We start from the raw sequence: 14,991 nt of genomic DNA on the forward strand, positions 1-14,991 counted from the left end.
CCCGCGCACGGGGCATGACGGACCCGATCACTCGGCCAGCAGCCGCCAGAGGGTCTGCGGGGCGAGCGGCGTGTCGGTGATCCGATCCGCGATCTCCGGTACGGCGGCGGCGACCGCGTTGCCGATGGCGGCCGGTGGGCCGATCGTGCCCGCCTCGCCGACGCCCTTCATGCCGCCCGGCGTGATCGGCGAGGGCGTCACCAGGGAGACGATCCGCACCTCGGGCACCTCGTGCGCGGTGGGCGGCAGGTAGTCGACGACCGGCTGCCCGTCCTCGGCGTAGCCGACCTCCTCGGTCAGCGCCATGCCGATGCCCTGCGCCACCCCGCCCCGGATCTGCCCTTCGACGATGTCCGGGTTCACCTGCACGCCGCAGTCGTTGACCACCCAGTACCCCTCCAGCTCCACCGCGCCGGTCTCCGGGTCGACGGCGACGGCCGCCGCGTGCGCGCCGTAGGCGTAGGTGTAGTCGGCCGGGTCGTACGTCGCCCGTTCCTCCAGGCCGGGGGAGAAGCCGTCCGGCAGGTCCCAGCCGCGCCACGCCGACGTGGCGATCTCCCGCAGCGGCAGCGCCGTCTGCGGATCCCCCTTGACCTGTACGGCGGACGCGACGATCTCCAGGTCACCGGGGGCCGCTTCGAGCCGGTGCGCCGCGAGGGCGATGATCTTGTCGTGCAGCCGGGTGGCCGCCTCGCCGAGGGCCGCGCCACCGACCGCGAGGGCCCGGCTGGCGATGGAACCGACCGGGGAGTACGGCGTCGACGCGGTGTCCCCCAGTACCACCCGGACCCGTTCCATCGGCACCCCCACCCGGTCGGCGGCGATCTGCGCCAGCGCGGTCTCGATGCCCTGCCCGATCCCGGACAACCCGGTCGACACCACCACCGACCCGTCGGAGTTCATCCGCAGCAGCGCGGCCTCGTAGCCGCCTTCCTGGATGCCCGACGCCTTCAGGCCCATGGACGGTCCCATGCCGGTGCTCTCCACATGGCAGGAGTAGCCCACGCCCCTCCTGCGCCCGTCGTCCCCGCTCGGCGGCGTCACCAGCTCCCGCAGCGTGCGCAGCGCCCTCGGATAGTCGCCCGAGTCGTACGTCAGCCAGATCCGGTTCCCGCAGGGCAGGTCCTCGGGCCGCAGCATGTTGCGCAGCCGCAGCTCGACCGGGTCCAGCCCGAGCCGCCGTGCGGCCTCGTCGACCAGCCGCTCCCTGGTCCAGGCAGCCTCCGGCTGGCCGTACCCGCGATAGGAGCCGGTCGGCGTGGTCGTGGTGACCACGCCGCGCACCCGGGCCCCCGCCAGGTCGAACCGGTACGGCCCCGGCAGCAGCATGGCCGTCACCGCGGCCGGCCCCGCGCCCACGTTGGAGGGATGCGCCCCGAGATCGGCCACGATGTCGGCGTGCAGCGCCACGAACCGGCCATCCCCGTCCAGCGCCAGCCGCCCCCGGTGCACGGCGGCCCGCGACGGCAGGCTGGCCACCAGCCGGTCGCCGGGCGACTCCGTCCAGCTCACCGGTCGCGCCAGCCGCACCGAGGCCAGGCAGGCCAGCAGCTCGTCCGGATAGAGGTGCTCCTTCGCCCCGAACCCGCCGCCGACGTCCGCGCCGATCACCCGTACCCGGTCGTGACCGAGCCCCAGCGCGTCCGCCGCGTGCTCGCGCACGTTGTGCGCGGCCTGCGTGGAGATCCTGATCGTCAGCTCCTCGCCGTCGTAGGAGGCCACGACCCCGCGCGTCTCCATCGGGTACGGCGAGACGCGGCCCAGCCTGAACGTCATCTCGACCACATGCTCGGCGGCCCCGATCGCCTCCTCGCAGTCGTCTCCCATCGGGAAGTCGGTGACCACGTTCGTGCCCCACTCGGGGTAGAGCAGCGTGGCGTCGGCGGCCAGCGCGCGCTCCACGCCGACGACCGCGGGCCGCTGGTCGAACTCCAGGTCGACCAGGTCGGCGGCGTCCCCGGCGGCTTCCGGGGTGTCGGCCACGACGACCGCGACCGGCTGGCCCACGTACCGGATCGCCTCCTCCAGCACCGGATAGGCCGCCAGCCGCTGCCCCGGCGACAGCCCGGCACAGGGGAGTCGGACCCCGGCCGCGTCCGCCGGGGTGATGACGTCGAGCACGCCGTCGGCGGCCCGCGCCGCCTTGGTGTCGCAGGCCACGAGCCGCCCGTGCGCGATCGGGCTGCGCACCACGACCGCGTACGCCATGCCGGGCAGCCGGATGTTGCCGACATATCGTCCACGTCCGGCCAGGAGCCGGGCGTCCTCTAGACGGGGAGTCCTGGAACCTACGTACGCGTGGTCAGCCATGACCTCGATTCTGTGCGCGGCGAGAGCCTGCGTCCATGAGCCGCACGGTGACCGTGCGGCCCATGGACGTTCCGCTCAGGCCAGCAGGCCGTCGCCGATCCACCCGTCGGGCGCGCAGCCCGGCGGGATGGCGAAGACGGCCGAGCCGATCGCCGTCACCCACTCGTTGAGCAGATCCCCCTCGGCCAGCCGACGCTGAACCGGGACGAACTGCCGCTCCACGTCCGCCTGGTAGGAGGCGAACAGCAGCCCCGAGTCCGACGTGCCGTCCTTGGACAGGCCCTCGTCATAGTTGTACGGACGCCGCAGGATCCGGGCGGCGGGATCGGCCGTCCGCGCCCGCCTGATGTGGGCGAACTCGGAGATGACCGGGAAGCCGAGCCCGTTGAGCCGCTCGAAGTCCGGCTCGTCGCGTTCGGCCCGGCCGGTCAGGGGAGCCCCCGTGTCCAGCCGCCGCCCGACGGTGAACTCCCTGGCCACCCGGTCGGCCGCGTCCCACGACTCCAGCTCCATCCGGATGCGCCGCAACACCAGCGTGGTGCCGCCGCGCAGCCAGGCGGGCCCCTGACCGATCCATACGGCACGGTCGAGATCGGTCGGATTGACCGTGCCGTCGAGCTGGCCCATCAGGTTGCGCTGGGTGTGTCCGGGCGTCCCCAGATGGGCACTGCGGCGAAAGCCCCGCTGGGTCCAGCGCACCCGGGCGAAGGACCGCGTGTCCTTGACGATCATCCGCAGCGCGTGCGCCACGGTGAGCGCGTCGTCGGCGCAGATCTGCACCAGCAGGTCCCCGCCGTTCCACTCCTCGCGCAGCTTGTCCGTCTCGAACGCGGGCAGCGGCCGGACCGGAGAGTCCACCTTCGCCGCGGCGAACAGCCCCGGCCCGAAGCCGAACGTCACGGTCAGCCGGGCCGGGTCCGTGGCCAGCTCCGGCTCGGTGTCGGCCAGGGCGGGCCGCCCTTGGGTGAGGCGGCGCGCGTCATCGGTCAGCAGCCGCAGCAGCCGGCCGAGCGCCTCCTTCCCGGTGTCCGGCAGCAGGTCGAAGGCCACGAAGACCGCGTGCGCCTGCGGAGTCGTGGCGACCCCCGCCTGGTGCACGCCGTGGAACGGCTCCACGGCAGGCCCGGTGACGGTGGTGCTCGCGGCAGGAACCAGCGCGCCCGCCGCGGTGACGGCGCCCCCGGTGATCAGTCCTCTTCTGGTGATCCGACCGGCCATCACTCGTGCCCCATGCCGGGCTGGTAGTCCTCCTTGCCTCCGGCGAAGTCCTTGCCCACGGCGGTGAACTCCAGGGGCTGCCCGTCCTTGACCGTCAGCGTGAACGGGATGTGCGCGCCCGGCTTCACCGCCTCGGCGACCCCCATCAGCATGATGTGGTCGCCGCCGGGCCGCAGCTCGTGGGTGCCGCGCGCGGGAATGACGAAGCCGCCCTCCTTGGGCCGCATGATCATCTTGCCGTCGGAGTCCACCACTTCGTGCAGCTCGATCTTCGGAGACAGCGGGGACGCGCCGGAGACGATCGTCACCTCGGCGTCGGTGTTGTTGACCAGGGTGCCGAAGGCGGCGGTCATCCCCTTCTCGGCCGTCTTCACCCAGGGATCGGTGATGGAGAGCCCCGCGGCGGTCGTCGCGGCGGCGGCAGGCGGCCGGGCCTCAGCGGCGGCGGTCGACCGGGTCGCGGCAGCGGTGTCGGTGGTGTCGGCTGTGTCGGTGGTGGAGCCGCACCCGCTCAGCGCCACGACGGCGGCGGTGGCGGTGGCGGTGGCGGTGGCGAGCAGAATCACAGGACGGGAGTACATGAACATGCCTTTCTGCGCCCGCGGCGGAGCATCCCCGCAGGCGTGGGTCGTCGAAAAGGGTCAGCTGGTTTCGACGACCATCGGCGGTCCCCGCCTGCTGAGCACGTGCCGCAGCACGGCCGACCGCAGCACCGGCGGCTCGGCCACGGCTCCGGCGAAGAAGGGCGTCTCGGGCACCGGCGGCAGCAGCACGGCGAGCAGCCGTACGGCCAGCCGGCGCAGCAGCGCCCAGAGCAGGGCTTCTCCGCGCGCCAGCCACAGCGCGGTCAGCAGCGTCGCCCAGGAGTGTGCGACCAGCATCCCGAGATCCGGCACCAGCCCGCCGGAACCGTGCACGGCGTGCGCGACGGCCTGGCCGGGGGAGCCGGCATGCGACAGCGAGAACAGCAGGTGCAGGGCGAGCTGGAGCCCGCCCAGCAGCGGCAGAATGGCGTGCACGGTCCGCTCGCGCCCCGCCACCGGGAACGCGGCACAGGCGGCCATCCAGAACGCGGCCACCATGGCGTCCCCGGACACCGTCCCGCCGCCGAAGACATGCGCGCCCGCGCCCAGCCCAAGGCACACCACGGCGAACACCATGGTGCGAAGAAGGCGAAACGGCATGCTCGGGGTCACGATGCCGACATCATGACACGCCACACCCCCGCCCCCTTTCCGAACCCGCCTAATCCCCCGCACATCCATCGGAGTGAGTACCCACTCCGCACCATGGTCGGCATGAGTGACACACCGACCCGGCGCAGCGCGCCGGGAATGAGCCCCGAGGAGCGGCGCGCCATGATCGTCGCCGCCGCCCTCCCCCTGGTCGCCGAGTACGGCACGGCCGTGACGACCACGGCGCCACGCCGAGTGACCTCCCGGTGCCGGACCTCGTCGACGTGTTCCTGCACGGCGCCATGAAGCACCCCCAGGCGTGACCCGTCCACGCTCCCGGCCACCGCCGTCCTTCAGGCTGAGCACGAAAGGATCCAGCAGGAAAGGACTCAGCACGGAAGGATCAAGCACGGAAGGATCAAGCACGGAAGGATCAAGCACGGAAGGATCGAGCACGGCCAGGATCAGCACGGCCAGGATCGCGAGCACGCACACCAGCAGGACGGTCAGGCCCGCCTGGGCGGCGGCCGGCCAGCCGTCGCCCAGGGAGCCGAGGAGCACCGCCCCGGTGACCGTGCCGCCGAGCACGCCTCCGCCTTCCTGTACGGTGCCGAGCACGCCGGCCGCCGCCCCCGACCGCTCCGGTCGTACGCCGGCCAGCGCGCCGGAGATCAGCGGCGACATGAGCAACCCCATCCCGCCCCCGGCCACGACGAGGGCGACGGCCGACCAGTAGGGTGCGGCGCCGATCACCTGGTGCAGCAGGCCCAGCCCGAGCAGCAGGGTGAGCGCCCCGGACACGGGCACCCGCCTGCCGTACCGCTCCATCAGCCGCCCGGTCCGCAGGGAGGTCACGAAGAACCCCGCGTTGAGCGCTGTGCCCAGCACCCCGGCCGCCAGGGCGCTGAGCCCGGCCCCGTCCTGCAGAAACAGCGCCAGCACGAACGACAGCCCCGCCGAGGTGCCGAAGAGGAGCGCGATCGCGGGTAGCCCCGCGGCGAACCCCGGCTCCCTGAGCACGACCAGGTCCAGCAGCGGCTCCCCACCCGTCACCGTCAGTCTGCGCTGCCGCCTGACGAAGGCGGCCAGCAGGGGAACCGCGGCGCCGAAGGACACCCAGGTCCACATCGCCCACCCGTACTCACGCCCCAGGGTCAGCGGCAGCACGACGGCGACCAGCCCCGTCGCCACCAGCCCCGCCCCGGCAAGATCCAGCCGAGCCCTCCGGCGGACGCGGTGGACCGCCGCGCCGGTCGTCGGGAGGAGGCGGGGGACCAGGGCCAGGGCTGTCAGGGCGAGGGGGACGTTCACCAGGAAGCAGGCTCGCCAGCCCAGCCCCCACGGGTCGGCCGCGATCAGCAGCCCGCCGATCGCCTGGCCGCTGACGCCCGCCAGGCCGACGGTGGTGCCGTACCAGCCGAAGGCCCGAGCCCGGTCAGCGCCTGGGTACAGCACGCCGAGCAGGGTCAGCACCTGCGGCCCGAGCAGCGCCGCCGCGATGCCCTGCGCCACCCTGGCGAGCACCAGCACCCCCGCGGACGGCGCCGCGCCGCAGGCCGCGGAGGCCAGCGCGAACAGGGCCAGACCGATCACGAAGACGCGACGCGGCCCGTACAGGTCGCCGAGCCGTCCGGAGATGATCAGCGCGGTGGCGTACGCCAGCCCGTACCCGGCGATGACCAGCTGCCCGGCCGCCGCGTCGGCTCCCAGCCCGGCGCGGATCGACGGGACGGCGACGTTGGCGATGAAGAAGTCGAGCGTGGTCATGAAGACGGCGACCAGCACGACGGGCAGCGCCCACCAGCGGTTCGGGACGGGCACGAGGGTCTCCTGAGGGTGAGGACGGGGGCGGTGGATGAACACCGCGAGCCCGGAATCGGTTGACCTCACCCTCGGAGGGGCCGGTTACGGTTTCCCATGGATCGGCTACGGACCGGCGGCATAATGACCCGCAATGCCGAAATTTCCTGACCTCTCGACGTATGCGGCGGACATCGCGCCGGTCATCGACGCGGTTCACGTCAACGTGCACGCCGCCGCCCGCGCGGTCCGCGAACAGCTCGCCGGAGCGCCGGACCCGTCCCCCGGCTTCCTGAACGACCTCCGCTTCACCCTCCCGCTTCGCCCCCTCACCCGCACCGGGCTCGCCGCCGTCTACAGGTACGCCACCGCGGCCGAACGCGAGAGCGCCATCCAGGACCACCTGAAACAGGGCACCCTGTCCGAGGCCCCCGACGGCCTGCTGCACGCGACGGATCGCGGCCTGGCGACCATCCAGAGCCTGTACGCGCTCCACGCCGCCGCCGTCGAGCGAGTCTGGCCCGGTCCCGACGTCCCCGCCCTCGCCGCCCTCACCGCCCAAGTCCTCACCCAGGCCCAGCAGGACCACCTCGAAGCCACGCCCGGCCAGATGACGCCCGGCCGGATCACGCCCGGCCACCCCGGGTCCGGCCGCTCGGGGGAGGCTGGGGGCGGCGCGTTCGCGGTGGTGGTGCCGCCGTACGAGCCGCAGGGCACCCCGCCAGGCGTGCTGCTGTTCAACCGGCTCGCCGCCCTCCGCTACCACCGGGCGGACGCGCATGCCGCGGCCTGGCGGGAGGCGGGCCTGTCGGTGGCCGAAATCGTCGCCCTGAAGCCCGGCCCGGCACGCGAACGCATCGAATCCCGGACGAACCAGCGCGCCGCCCAGCCGTACAGAAACCTCACGGAGTCGGAGCGTGCGTTCATGTACGGCGGGCTGCTTCGCCTGGCGTGAGGCGGCGCTCAGAGCACGGTGCGACTACGACTTGGGCATAGTTCGCAAACTGCCACCTCCCGGTAACCACCAGATGAGCGCACTATGGTCAAGTACCTCTACGAGGAGAGTGTGGTGGATCAGGACCTGCCCGGTGGTGCGCGGTTGATCGTGGGAGTGGACGAGTCTCCGGCCGCGCGCTGGGCGCTGGCCTGGGCCATCGGCGCGGCGCGGCTGCACCGCATGGCGCTGGTCGCGGTGCACGTCAGCCGGGCGCCCGTGCATCCCTTCCCTGAGGCGCTGCCCGTGCAGCAGGCCATCAGGCAGGGGGAGGAGGCTCGCGGCGGCGAGGTGGTGGCCAGGGTGTTCGAGGACGTGGCGGGCGGGATGCCCGACGACCTCACCACCGCCGCGGTATCACGGGTCGGCGATCCCGGGTATCACCTCGTCGACCTGGCGCGCGAGGGCGACCTGCTGGTGCTCGGCCGGGGGCGGCGCGGGCTGGTCAGCCGCCTGTTCCTGCCCTCCACGTCCATGTACTGCGCGCGCCACGCGCGGGCCACGGTGGTGATCGTGCGTCAGCCGGTGCCGCCGGACGACCCGCAGCTGTCAGGTGAGCGGGGCCGGCGGTTCTGGGGTCGCGGGCACTATCAGTGACCTTCTCAGCAGTTCGAGGCCGCCGGGTATAGCGCTCTGCTCGATCGCGCCGTAGCCGATGACCAGGCCGGGTTGGGCCGGGCTCTCGCCGCAGTAGGCGTCGAGCCGCTCGACGCCGAGGCCGGGCCGCTGCCGTACCGTGACCCCGGGCGCGAGCCGGGCGCACAGGTGCAGGCCGGCCGCGGAGGGCACCACGCGCAGCCGGTCCTCGCCGGACAGGGTGTCGGCGATCAGCGCGTGCCGGGCGGCGTACACGCGGGTGGCCTTCCTGATGTGCCTGGCCAGCAGGCCCTCGTCGATGAACCGGGCCAGCGCGGCCTGCGTCGGCAGCTCGCCGTGCCAGTCGGAGATCCGCTTGGCGGCGGTCAGCGCGGGCCCGAGCGAGGCCGGGGCGACCAGGAAACCGAGCCTGAGCATGGGCAGCAGGGTCTTGGAGAAGGAGCCCACGTAGATCACCCGGCCGGCCCGGTCCAGGCTCTGCAGCGGCTCCAGCGGGCGCTCGCCGAAGCGGAACTCGCTGTCGTAGTCGTCCTCGATCACCACCGCGTTCCGCCGCTCGGCCCACGCCAGCAACGCCGCCCGACGGCCCAGCGACATCGGCGTGCCCAGCGGGAACTGGTGCGACGGCGTGACGTACACCAGCCGTGCCGCACCGGGAAGGGCGGAGACGTCCAGCCCCTCCCCGTCCACGGGCACCCCGACGACCCGCGCGCCGAGCGAGCGGAACAGCAGCCGCGCGGGCGGGTAACCGGGCTCCTCCACGGCCACGCAGGCGCCGGGCTCGATCAGCACCCGGCCCACCAGGTCGAGCGCCTGCTGCGCGCCGTTGGTGATGAGCACGTCCCCGGCGCCGGCGCGCACCGACCGGCTGACGCCGATGTGCCGGGCGATGGCCTCCCGCAGGCCCTCGTGCCCGGACGGGTCGCCGTAGCCCCCGGCGCCGCGCCGCAACTCGCGGCTCACCAGCCGACGCCAGCTCTCCATCGGGAACAGCCCCGCGTCGGGCACGCCGACGCGGAAGTCGTACGCGGCCCGTCGAGCTCTCGACCCGTACGGCGCGTCGGGGTGGGCGGTGCCGGGGATGTACGGCGCGTCCGGGCGGTTCGTGCCGGGGGTGGGGGAGACGCTGGCGGTGGGGCCGGTGATGTCCTCCCACACGGCGCGGGGGCGTACGACGCCCTTGGGGGCGGCTCGGCCGCGCACCGGCTCGGCCGACACGAACGTGCCCGCGCCCGCGCGGCCGACCAGGAAGCCGTCGGCGACCAGCCGGTCGTAGGCGACGGCGACGGTGTTGCGTGAGACGTCCAGCCGCCGGGCCAGCTCACGCGTCGGCGGCAGCCGTTCGCCGGACCTGAGCCGCCCGTCGAGAACCGCCTCCAGGAGCTGGCGGTAGATCTGCGCCGTCAGGTCGCCCCGCTCCGACAGGGTCACGTGTACGTCCATCTTGGCCCAATCATTTCGCCGGAAATTGGAGCTTATATCGGGACAAGCTCCGGCCTAGCGTGGGCGGCATGACAGAACGAATGAACCTCGGCAAGCTCGCCGGCGACGCCTACCGGGCCATGGCCGGACTCGACCGGTTCGTGAGCGCGAGCACCCTGCCCAAGCCGCTGCTGGAGCTGGTACGGCTGCGCGCCAGCCAGATCAACGGCTGCGTGTACTGCGTGGACTCGCACAGCTCGGACGCCAAGCGGGCGGGCGAGAGCGACGCGAGGCTGCACGCCGTGGCGGTGTGGCAGGAGGCCCCCTTCTTCACCGCCCAGGAGCGTGCGGCCCTGGCCTTCACCGAGGCCGCGACCAGGCTGTCCACCGGCGACGTGACCGACGAGATCTGGCAGCGGGCCGCCGAGCAGTTCACCGAGGAGGAACTGGCCGCCCTGGTGGTCGCCCTGGCCACCATCAACGCGTGGAACCGGATGGGCGTGGCCACCAGGATGACCCCGGAGTCCTACCAGGCCTGACCGGCCCCGTTCACTTGAAGGCCCGCAGCCGCAGGCTGTTGCTCACCACGAAGACGCTGGAGAACGCCATCGCGGCACCCGCGATCATCGGGTTGAGCAGCCCCGCGGCGGCCAGCGGCAGGGCGGCCACGTTGTAGGCGAAGGCCCAGAACAGGTTGCCCTTGATCGTGGCCAGCGTCCTGCGCGACAGCCGCAGGGCGTCGGCCGCCACCCGCAGGTCGCCGCGGACCAGCGTGAGGTCGGACGCCTCGATGGCCGCGTCGGTGCCGGTGCCCATGGCCAGCCCCAGATCGGCCTGGGCCAGCGCGGCGGCGTCGTTGACGCCGTCGCCCACCATGGCCACCACCTTGCCCTCGGCCTGCAGCCGCTTGACCACGTCCACCTTGTCGGCGGGCAGCACCTCGGCGATGACCTCGTCGATGCCGACCTCGGCCGCCACGGTCCTGGCGACCGCCTCGTTGTCACCGGTCAGCAGCACCGGCGTGAGCCCGAGGGCGCGCAGCCGCTCGATCGCCTCCTTGCTGGTGCCCTTGATCACATCGGCCACGACCAGCACCGCGCGCGCACGGCCGTCCCACCCCACGGCGACGGCGGTGCGCCCGGCGGCCTGCTCCCGCGCCAGCTCGTCCGCAAGCTCGGCCGGCAGGTGCTGCGACCACTCCCGCAGCAGCTTCGGCCGTCCGACCAGCACCGCGTGGCCGTCGACGACTCCCTGCACGCCGAGCCCTTCGACGTTCGCGAAGTCCTCGACCGTGGCCGTGGACCCGGCCGCCTTGGCGATGGCGCGGGCGATCGGGTGCTCGGAGGCGTGCTCCAGCGCACCGGCCAGCCTGAGCACCTCGTCGCGGTCCTCGCCCTCGGCCAGGTGCACGCCGACGAGCGTCATCCGGCCTTCGGTGACCGTGCCAGTCTTGTCCAGCACGATCGTGTCGATCCTGCGCGTGGACTCCAGCGCCTCCGGCCCCTTGATCAGGATGCCGAGCTGGGCGCCCCTGCCGGTGCCGACCAGCAGCGCCGTGGGCGTCGCCAGGCCGAGGGCGCACGGGCAGGCGATGATCAGCACGGCGACCGCGGCGGTGAAGGCCGCGCCCGTGCCGTTGCCGGTGCCGAGCCAGAACCCGAGCGTGGCGACGGCCAGGCCGATCACGATCGGCACGAAGATGCCGGAGATCCGGTCGGCCAGCCGCTGGACGGCCGCCTTGCCCGTCTGCGCCTCCTCCACCAGCCTGGCCATCTGGGCGAGCTGGGTGTCGCCGCCCACCCGGGTGGCGCGCACGAGCAGCCGCCCGCCCGCGTTGACGGTCGCGCCGACCACGGCATCGCCCGGGCTCACCTCCACCGGCACCGACTCGCCGGTGAGCATCGAGGCGTCGATGGCGGAGGTGCCCTCCTCGATCACGCCGTCGGTGGCGACCTTCTCACCAGGCCGTACGACGAACGTGTCGCCCGGCTCCAGCGAGTCGATGGACACCCGCCGGCCGTCGGCCAGCTCGACGTCCTTGACGCCCAGCTCCATCAGCGCCCGCAGCGCAGCCCCCGCCTGCCGCTTCGACCGCGACTCGAAGTAACGCCCGGCCAGGATGAACGCCGTCACCCCCGCCGCGGCCTCCAGATAGATGTTGCCGGAGCCGTCGGTCCGCTGGATCGTCAGCTCGAACGGGTGCGACATGCCAGGAACGCCGGCCGTACCGAAGAACAGCGCCCACAGCGACCAGCCGAGCGCGGCCAGCGTGCCCATCGAGACCAGCGTGTCCATCGTCGCCGTGCCATGCCGCAGGTTGGTCCAGGCGGCCTTGTGGAACGGCCAGCCCGCGTACACCACCACCGGCGCCGCCAGCGTCAGCGACAACCACTGCCAGTACGTGAACTGCAGCGCGGGAATCATCGCCATCGCGACCACGGGAACGCTCAGCACCACCGCCGTGATCAGCCGGTCACGCAGTCCGTTGTCAGGTTTGTCCACAGGCTGTGGATCGTCGGTGCGCGGCGGGGCGGGGAGCTCGGCCGAGTAGCCGGCCTTCTCCACCTCGGCGACCAATTCCTGGGGGTCGAGGTCGTCCGGGAAGGTGACCTTCGCCTTCTCTGTCGCGTAGTTGACCGTCGCCGTCACGCCTTCGAGCTTGTTGAGCTTGCGCTCGATGCGGTTGGCGCAGGACGCGCACGTCATGCCACCGATCGTGAGCTCGACGGCCTTTTCCTCGATGAGGGAAGACATCACCTCTCCTTTCCCTCGTCCGTGTTGCTCTTGGCTCAGTGGGTGTGGGCGGGCGCCTGCTCGGCCGTCGCCGTGAAGCTCGCCGTACGGACTTCGCCGTCGTGCTGGAAGTCCAGGAACAGACGGTAGTCGCCCACGCTGGGCACCTCGGCGTAGAACGTGATCTCCGGCCCCGCGGTGGTCCTGCCGTCGCCCGGCTCGCCGTCCGGGTGGACGTGCAGGTAGGCCAGGTCGCCCGCGCGCAGCGCCACCAGGTGGCCGTAGGCGCCCAGGTAGGGCTGCAGGTCCTTGACCGGCTTGCCGTCCTTGGCGACCTTCAGCGTGAGCTTGCTCGAGTGGCCGGGCTCCAGGTCCCCGTCGAGGGTCACCGTGTAGTCGCCCACCTTGGCGGTGCGGCCGGCCTGCGGCAGAGCCTTCGGGTCGTAGTCGCCGGGGGCCTGCAGGTCCACGCCGAGCGTCAGCTTGTCGGCGCCCGTGGGGGCGAAGTCGGCGAAGGCGCGGTAGGCGCCGGGCTCGGGCAGCTCCAGCTTGACCGACCAGACGCCGTCCGCGCCGAGCGTCGGGTGCAGGTGCTGGAAGCTGGTCAGGTCGCGGGAGGCGACGATGAAGTGGAGCTTCTTGTCGTGCTCGACGTCGTACTCGGTGACGGGCTTGCCGTCGGGGCCGGTGACGTTGAAGCGGAAGTCGGCGGCCTTGCCGGTCGCCGGCTTGGTCAGCGGGGTGAGGGTGTAGCCGTTCTGGGACACTTGGAGCCCCCCGGGGGTATTGCTCTCGTTGTGTGCGGCTTCGCCGTGATCGTCGGTGTGCCCGGCGTCCTTCGTGGGCCCGTGGGCTGTCGTGGGCTCATGGGCTGTGTCGTCGGCCGCCGGCGACGTCATGTCGGCGTGCCCTGTCGGGCTCGCCGTGGCGGGCGCGGCCATGTCGGCGTGGTTCGTGGGGCCTGCCGTGGCCCGGCCGGCCGGGCTCGTGGCGGGCCCGGCCTGACCCAGCGCGTTTCCCGCCCCCAGCGCCCCGGCGAAGATCACTGCCAGTCCGGCGCCGTACAGTCCGAGGCGTACGGCCGTGTTCATGAGACGCCGGCCAGCTCGTAGCCGGCCTCCTCCACCGCGGCGCTGATCCGCGCCTGGTCCACAGGGCTCTCGCTCACCACGGTCAGCGCGCCGCTCGCCAGGTCCACCTCGACGGAGGTGACGCCCGCGACCTCGGCGACCTCCTCCTTGACCGAGCTCACGCAGTGGCCGCAGGTCATGCCCTTGACGGTGTAGGTGGCGGTGCTCATGGGTGGCTCCTTCACGGGGTCGTATTCTTGATCTATCCAGTCTAACACCGTACCCCCCTAGGGTATTCTCCCGGGCCGGGAAACGCCGCCCTTTCCTTCCTTGTACGGCCAGAAGAGGTGCGGGGATCAATCTCCCAGCTTGCCCAGGCTGTCACATATACCCCTAGGGGGTACTTGTGGGGAACTTAACATACCGAGAGGGGGTATGTCCACACACCTGGCGCGCGCACTCGGCCGCAACATGCGGCATGATCCAAGAGGGGCCGGGCACATGCTGTCCCACCTGGGACGGATGGCCCGTTCCTCGAACAATCCGTACATCTGGTTCTGGCAAACACAAGGACCGCAGCCATCCCTTGCTAGGCTGCTTGTCAACCGTTGGGTCTCACCCCGGCAGGTGAGACCGTCGAAGAAGTGGGGTCACACCGTGAAGAAGCTGATCGTTCTGGCGCTGGTCGCCCTTGGGGGGTTGCTGGTCTGGCGTAAGGTGCAGGCTGACCGCGCCGAGCTCGATCTCTGGACCGAGGCCACCGGTAGCGAGAACTAACCGACCGGCGAGGCGATGAGTGACGTCGTCCCCATCAAGCTGGTGTGCCTGGACCTGGCAGGCACGACGGTCGGTGACATCGCCATGGTCGAGCGCGCTTTCGCCGAGGCGATCGCCACCCAGGGCATAGTCCCCGGGACCGGAGCGTACGCACGAGCCATGGTTCACGTGCACCGGTCCCGGGGCCGCCCCACCATCGACGTCTTCCGCGGCATCTTCCCCGACGACGAAGCCCAGGCCCAGGCGGCCAACCTGACGTTCGAGCGCTCCTACGAGGGTCTGCTGGAGCGTACGGGCCTCGTACCCATGCCTGGAGTCCTTGAGGTCTTCGACAAGCTCCGCGGCTCGGACATCCACCTCGCATTGATCACGGGCTTCAGCCGTACCACCCTGAGCCGTGTCCTCAGCGTGCTCGGGTGGCACGACCAGGTCGACCTCGCCATCTGCCCCGAAGACGCGGGCGGCCGCGGCCGGCCCTGGCCCGACATGGTGCTGCACGCCGTGCTCCGGCTCGGCGTCGACGACGTACGGCAGGTGGCGGTGGCGGGCGACTCCGAGAGCGACATGCGCTGCGGCCGCAGCGCCGGCGCCGCGATCGTGGCCGGCGTGATGACCGGGGTGCACAGCCGCGAGCGGCTCCTCCTGGGAGGGGCGACCCACATCCTGGACTCGATCGTCGGCCTGCCTGAGTTGATCCTCAGCGAGGGGGCGGGGACGACGCGGATGCCGCCGGGGGACGGGTAAGCTATCTTCGTCTCGAAGGGGCCTTAGCTCAGTTGGCAGAGCGCCTGCTTTGCAAGCAGGAAGTCAGGAGTTCGAATCTCCTAGGCTCCACCGCAGGTCAAAGGCCACCTCCCATGATCGGGAAGTGGCCTTTTTGATCTTGTGCAGCTGC

At 72.1% G+C, this 14,991-nt stretch carries 13 protein-coding genes and 1 tRNA gene; 6 read left to right on the forward strand and 8 right to left on the reverse strand.

Features of this window, described 5'->3' with window-relative positions; translation table 11 throughout:
* Window positions 1-27: 27 nt before the first annotated feature.
* The 4 genes from ACIBQX_RS38655 to ACIBQX_RS38670 all read right to left on the reverse strand — a co-directional run bounded on the left by ACIBQX_RS38655 (window position 28) and on the right by ACIBQX_RS38670 (window position 6,524).
* Window positions 28-2,310 carry a xanthine dehydrogenase family protein molybdopterin-binding subunit gene (locus ACIBQX_RS38655; RefSeq protein ID WP_397013529.1) on the reverse strand — a complete coding sequence of 761 codons (2,283 nt, stop codon included), beginning with the start codon at window positions 2,308-2,310 and terminating at the stop codon, window positions 28-30.
* Between the two features lie 75 nt (window positions 2,311-2,385).
* Window positions 2,386-3,528 carry a Dyp-type peroxidase gene (locus tag ACIBQX_RS38660; protein ID WP_397013531.1) on the reverse strand — a complete coding sequence of 381 codons (1,143 nt, stop codon included), beginning with the start codon at window positions 3,526-3,528 and terminating at the stop codon, window positions 2,386-2,388.
* The gene (locus ACIBQX_RS38665) at window positions 3,528-4,109 is read right to left on the reverse strand and encodes a copper chaperone PCu(A)C (protein ID WP_397013532.1); all 582 of its coding nucleotides are present in this window, start codon (window positions 4,107-4,109) and stop codon (window positions 3,528-3,530) included. Before ACIBQX_RS38665 ends, ACIBQX_RS38660 begins: the two co-directional genes overlap by 1 nt.
* Before the next feature lie 60 nt (window positions 4,110-4,169).
* Window positions 4,170-6,524 (reverse strand): MFS transporter, encoded by a 2,355-nt coding sequence (locus tag ACIBQX_RS38670; RefSeq protein ID WP_397013534.1) that lies wholly within the window; start codon window positions 6,522-6,524, stop codon window positions 4,170-4,172.
* A gap of 133 nt (window positions 6,525-6,657) precedes the next feature.
* Between ACIBQX_RS38670 and ACIBQX_RS38675 the strand changes: the two genes are divergently transcribed.
* Together ACIBQX_RS38675 and ACIBQX_RS38680 are read left to right on the forward strand one after the other, a co-directional pair.
* Complete coding sequence (locus tag ACIBQX_RS38675; protein WP_397013535.1) at window positions 6,658-7,458, forward strand: hypothetical protein; 801 nt, start codon at window positions 6,658-6,660, stop codon at window positions 7,456-7,458.
* 84 nt (window positions 7,459-7,542) lie between these two features.
* On the forward strand, window positions 7,543-8,094 hold the full coding sequence (locus ACIBQX_RS38680; RefSeq protein WP_397013537.1) for a universal stress protein: 552 nt from the start codon (window positions 7,543-7,545) through the stop codon (window positions 8,092-8,094).
* On the opposite strand, the gene ACIBQX_RS38685 is transcribed toward ACIBQX_RS38680, so the two are convergent.
* Window positions 8,047-9,537: a PLP-dependent aminotransferase family protein gene (locus ACIBQX_RS38685; protein ID WP_397013538.1), complete on the reverse strand. Its 1,491-nt coding sequence runs from the start codon at window positions 9,535-9,537 to the stop codon at window positions 8,047-8,049. The two genes, ACIBQX_RS38680 and ACIBQX_RS38685, sit on opposite strands and share 48 nt — an antisense overlap.
* A 68-nt stretch (window positions 9,538-9,605) precedes the next feature.
* Here ACIBQX_RS38685 and ACIBQX_RS38690 point away from each other — a divergent pair, with 68 nt between their 5' ends.
* A complete protein-coding gene (locus ACIBQX_RS38690; RefSeq protein ID WP_397013540.1) occupies window positions 9,606-10,055 on the forward strand; it encodes a carboxymuconolactone decarboxylase family protein in 450 nt (149 codons plus the stop codon).
* Between the two features lie 10 nt (window positions 10,056-10,065).
* Here the strand turns inward: ACIBQX_RS38690 and ACIBQX_RS38695 are convergent, their stop codons facing one another.
* The 3 genes from ACIBQX_RS38695 to ACIBQX_RS38705 are packed head-to-tail and all read right to left on the reverse strand — an operon-like array spanning window position 10,066 to window position 13,549.
* Window positions 10,066-12,270 carry a heavy metal translocating P-type ATPase gene (locus ACIBQX_RS38695; RefSeq protein WP_397013541.1) on the reverse strand — a complete coding sequence of 735 codons (2,205 nt, stop codon included), beginning with the start codon at window positions 12,268-12,270 and terminating at the stop codon, window positions 10,066-10,068.
* Between the two features lie 35 nt (window positions 12,271-12,305).
* Window positions 12,306-13,340, reverse strand: coding sequence for a hypothetical protein (locus ACIBQX_RS38700; RefSeq protein ID WP_397013542.1), 1,035 nt, complete (start codon window positions 13,338-13,340; stop codon window positions 12,306-12,308).
* A complete protein-coding gene (locus ACIBQX_RS38705; RefSeq protein ID WP_397013544.1) occupies window positions 13,337-13,549 on the reverse strand; it encodes a heavy-metal-associated domain-containing protein in 213 nt (70 codons plus the stop codon). Before ACIBQX_RS38705 ends, ACIBQX_RS38700 begins: the two co-directional genes overlap by 4 nt.
* Window positions 13,550-13,976: 427 nt before the next feature.
* Between ACIBQX_RS38705 and ACIBQX_RS38710 the strand changes: the two genes are divergently transcribed.
* The 3 genes from ACIBQX_RS38710 to ACIBQX_RS38720 all read left to right on the forward strand — a co-directional run bounded on the left by ACIBQX_RS38710 (window position 13,977) and on the right by ACIBQX_RS38720 (window position 14,930).
* The gene (locus ACIBQX_RS38710; protein ID WP_210157488.1) at window positions 13,977-14,096 is read left to right on the forward strand and encodes a DLW-39 family protein; all 120 of its coding nucleotides are present in this window, start codon (window positions 13,977-13,979) and stop codon (window positions 14,094-14,096) included.
* Between the two features lie 15 nt (window positions 14,097-14,111).
* Window positions 14,112-14,840, forward strand: coding sequence for an HAD family hydrolase (locus ACIBQX_RS38715; RefSeq protein WP_397013545.1), 729 nt, complete (start codon window positions 14,112-14,114; stop codon window positions 14,838-14,840).
* 17 nt (window positions 14,841-14,857) lie between these two features.
* Window positions 14,858-14,930, forward strand: a tRNA-Ala gene (locus ACIBQX_RS38720).
* Window positions 14,931-14,991: the final 61 nt, after the last annotated feature.

The sequence above is a fragment of the Nonomuraea sp. NPDC049714 genome (assembly GCF_044465295.1).
GTDB lineage: Bacteria > Actinomycetota > Actinomycetes > Streptosporangiales > Streptosporangiaceae > Nonomuraea.

What these genes read in the sequence shown, in the direction of transcription:
- ACIBQX_RS38655 (WP_397013529.1), bottom strand. Translation starts at nt 2,310, where the DNA reads ATGGCTGACCACGCGTACGTAGGTTCCAGGACTCCCCGTCTAGAGGAC.
- ACIBQX_RS38660 (WP_397013531.1), bottom strand. Translation starts at nt 3,528, where the DNA reads ATGGCCGGTCGGATCACCAGAAGAGGACTGATCACCGGGGGCGCCGTC.
- ACIBQX_RS38665 (WP_397013532.1), bottom strand. Translation starts at nt 4,109, where the DNA reads ATGTACTCCCGTCCTGTGATTCTGCTCGCCACCGCCACCGCCACCGCC.
- ACIBQX_RS38675 (WP_397013535.1), top strand. Translation starts at nt 6,658, where the DNA reads ATGCCGAAATTTCCTGACCTCTCGACGTATGCGGCGGACATCGCGCCG.
- ACIBQX_RS38680 (WP_397013537.1), top strand. Translation starts at nt 7,543, where the DNA reads ATGGTCAAGTACCTCTACGAGGAGAGTGTGGTGGATCAGGACCTGCCC.
- ACIBQX_RS38685 (WP_397013538.1), bottom strand. Translation starts at nt 9,537, where the DNA reads ATGGACGTACACGTGACCCTGTCGGAGCGGGGCGACCTGACGGCGCAG.
- ACIBQX_RS38690 (WP_397013540.1), top strand. Translation starts at nt 9,606, where the DNA reads ATGACAGAACGAATGAACCTCGGCAAGCTCGCCGGCGACGCCTACCGG.
- ACIBQX_RS38695 (WP_397013541.1), bottom strand. Translation starts at nt 12,270, where the DNA reads ATGTCTTCCCTCATCGAGGAAAAGGCCGTCGAGCTCACGATCGGTGGC.
- ACIBQX_RS38700 (WP_397013542.1), bottom strand. Translation starts at nt 13,340, where the DNA reads ATGAACACGGCCGTACGCCTCGGACTGTACGGCGCCGGACTGGCAGTG.
- ACIBQX_RS38705 (WP_397013544.1), bottom strand. Translation starts at nt 13,549, where the DNA reads ATGAGCACCGCCACCTACACCGTCAAGGGCATGACCTGCGGCCACTGC.
- ACIBQX_RS38715 (WP_397013545.1), top strand. Translation starts at nt 14,112, where the DNA reads ATGAGTGACGTCGTCCCCATCAAGCTGGTGTGCCTGGACCTGGCAGGC.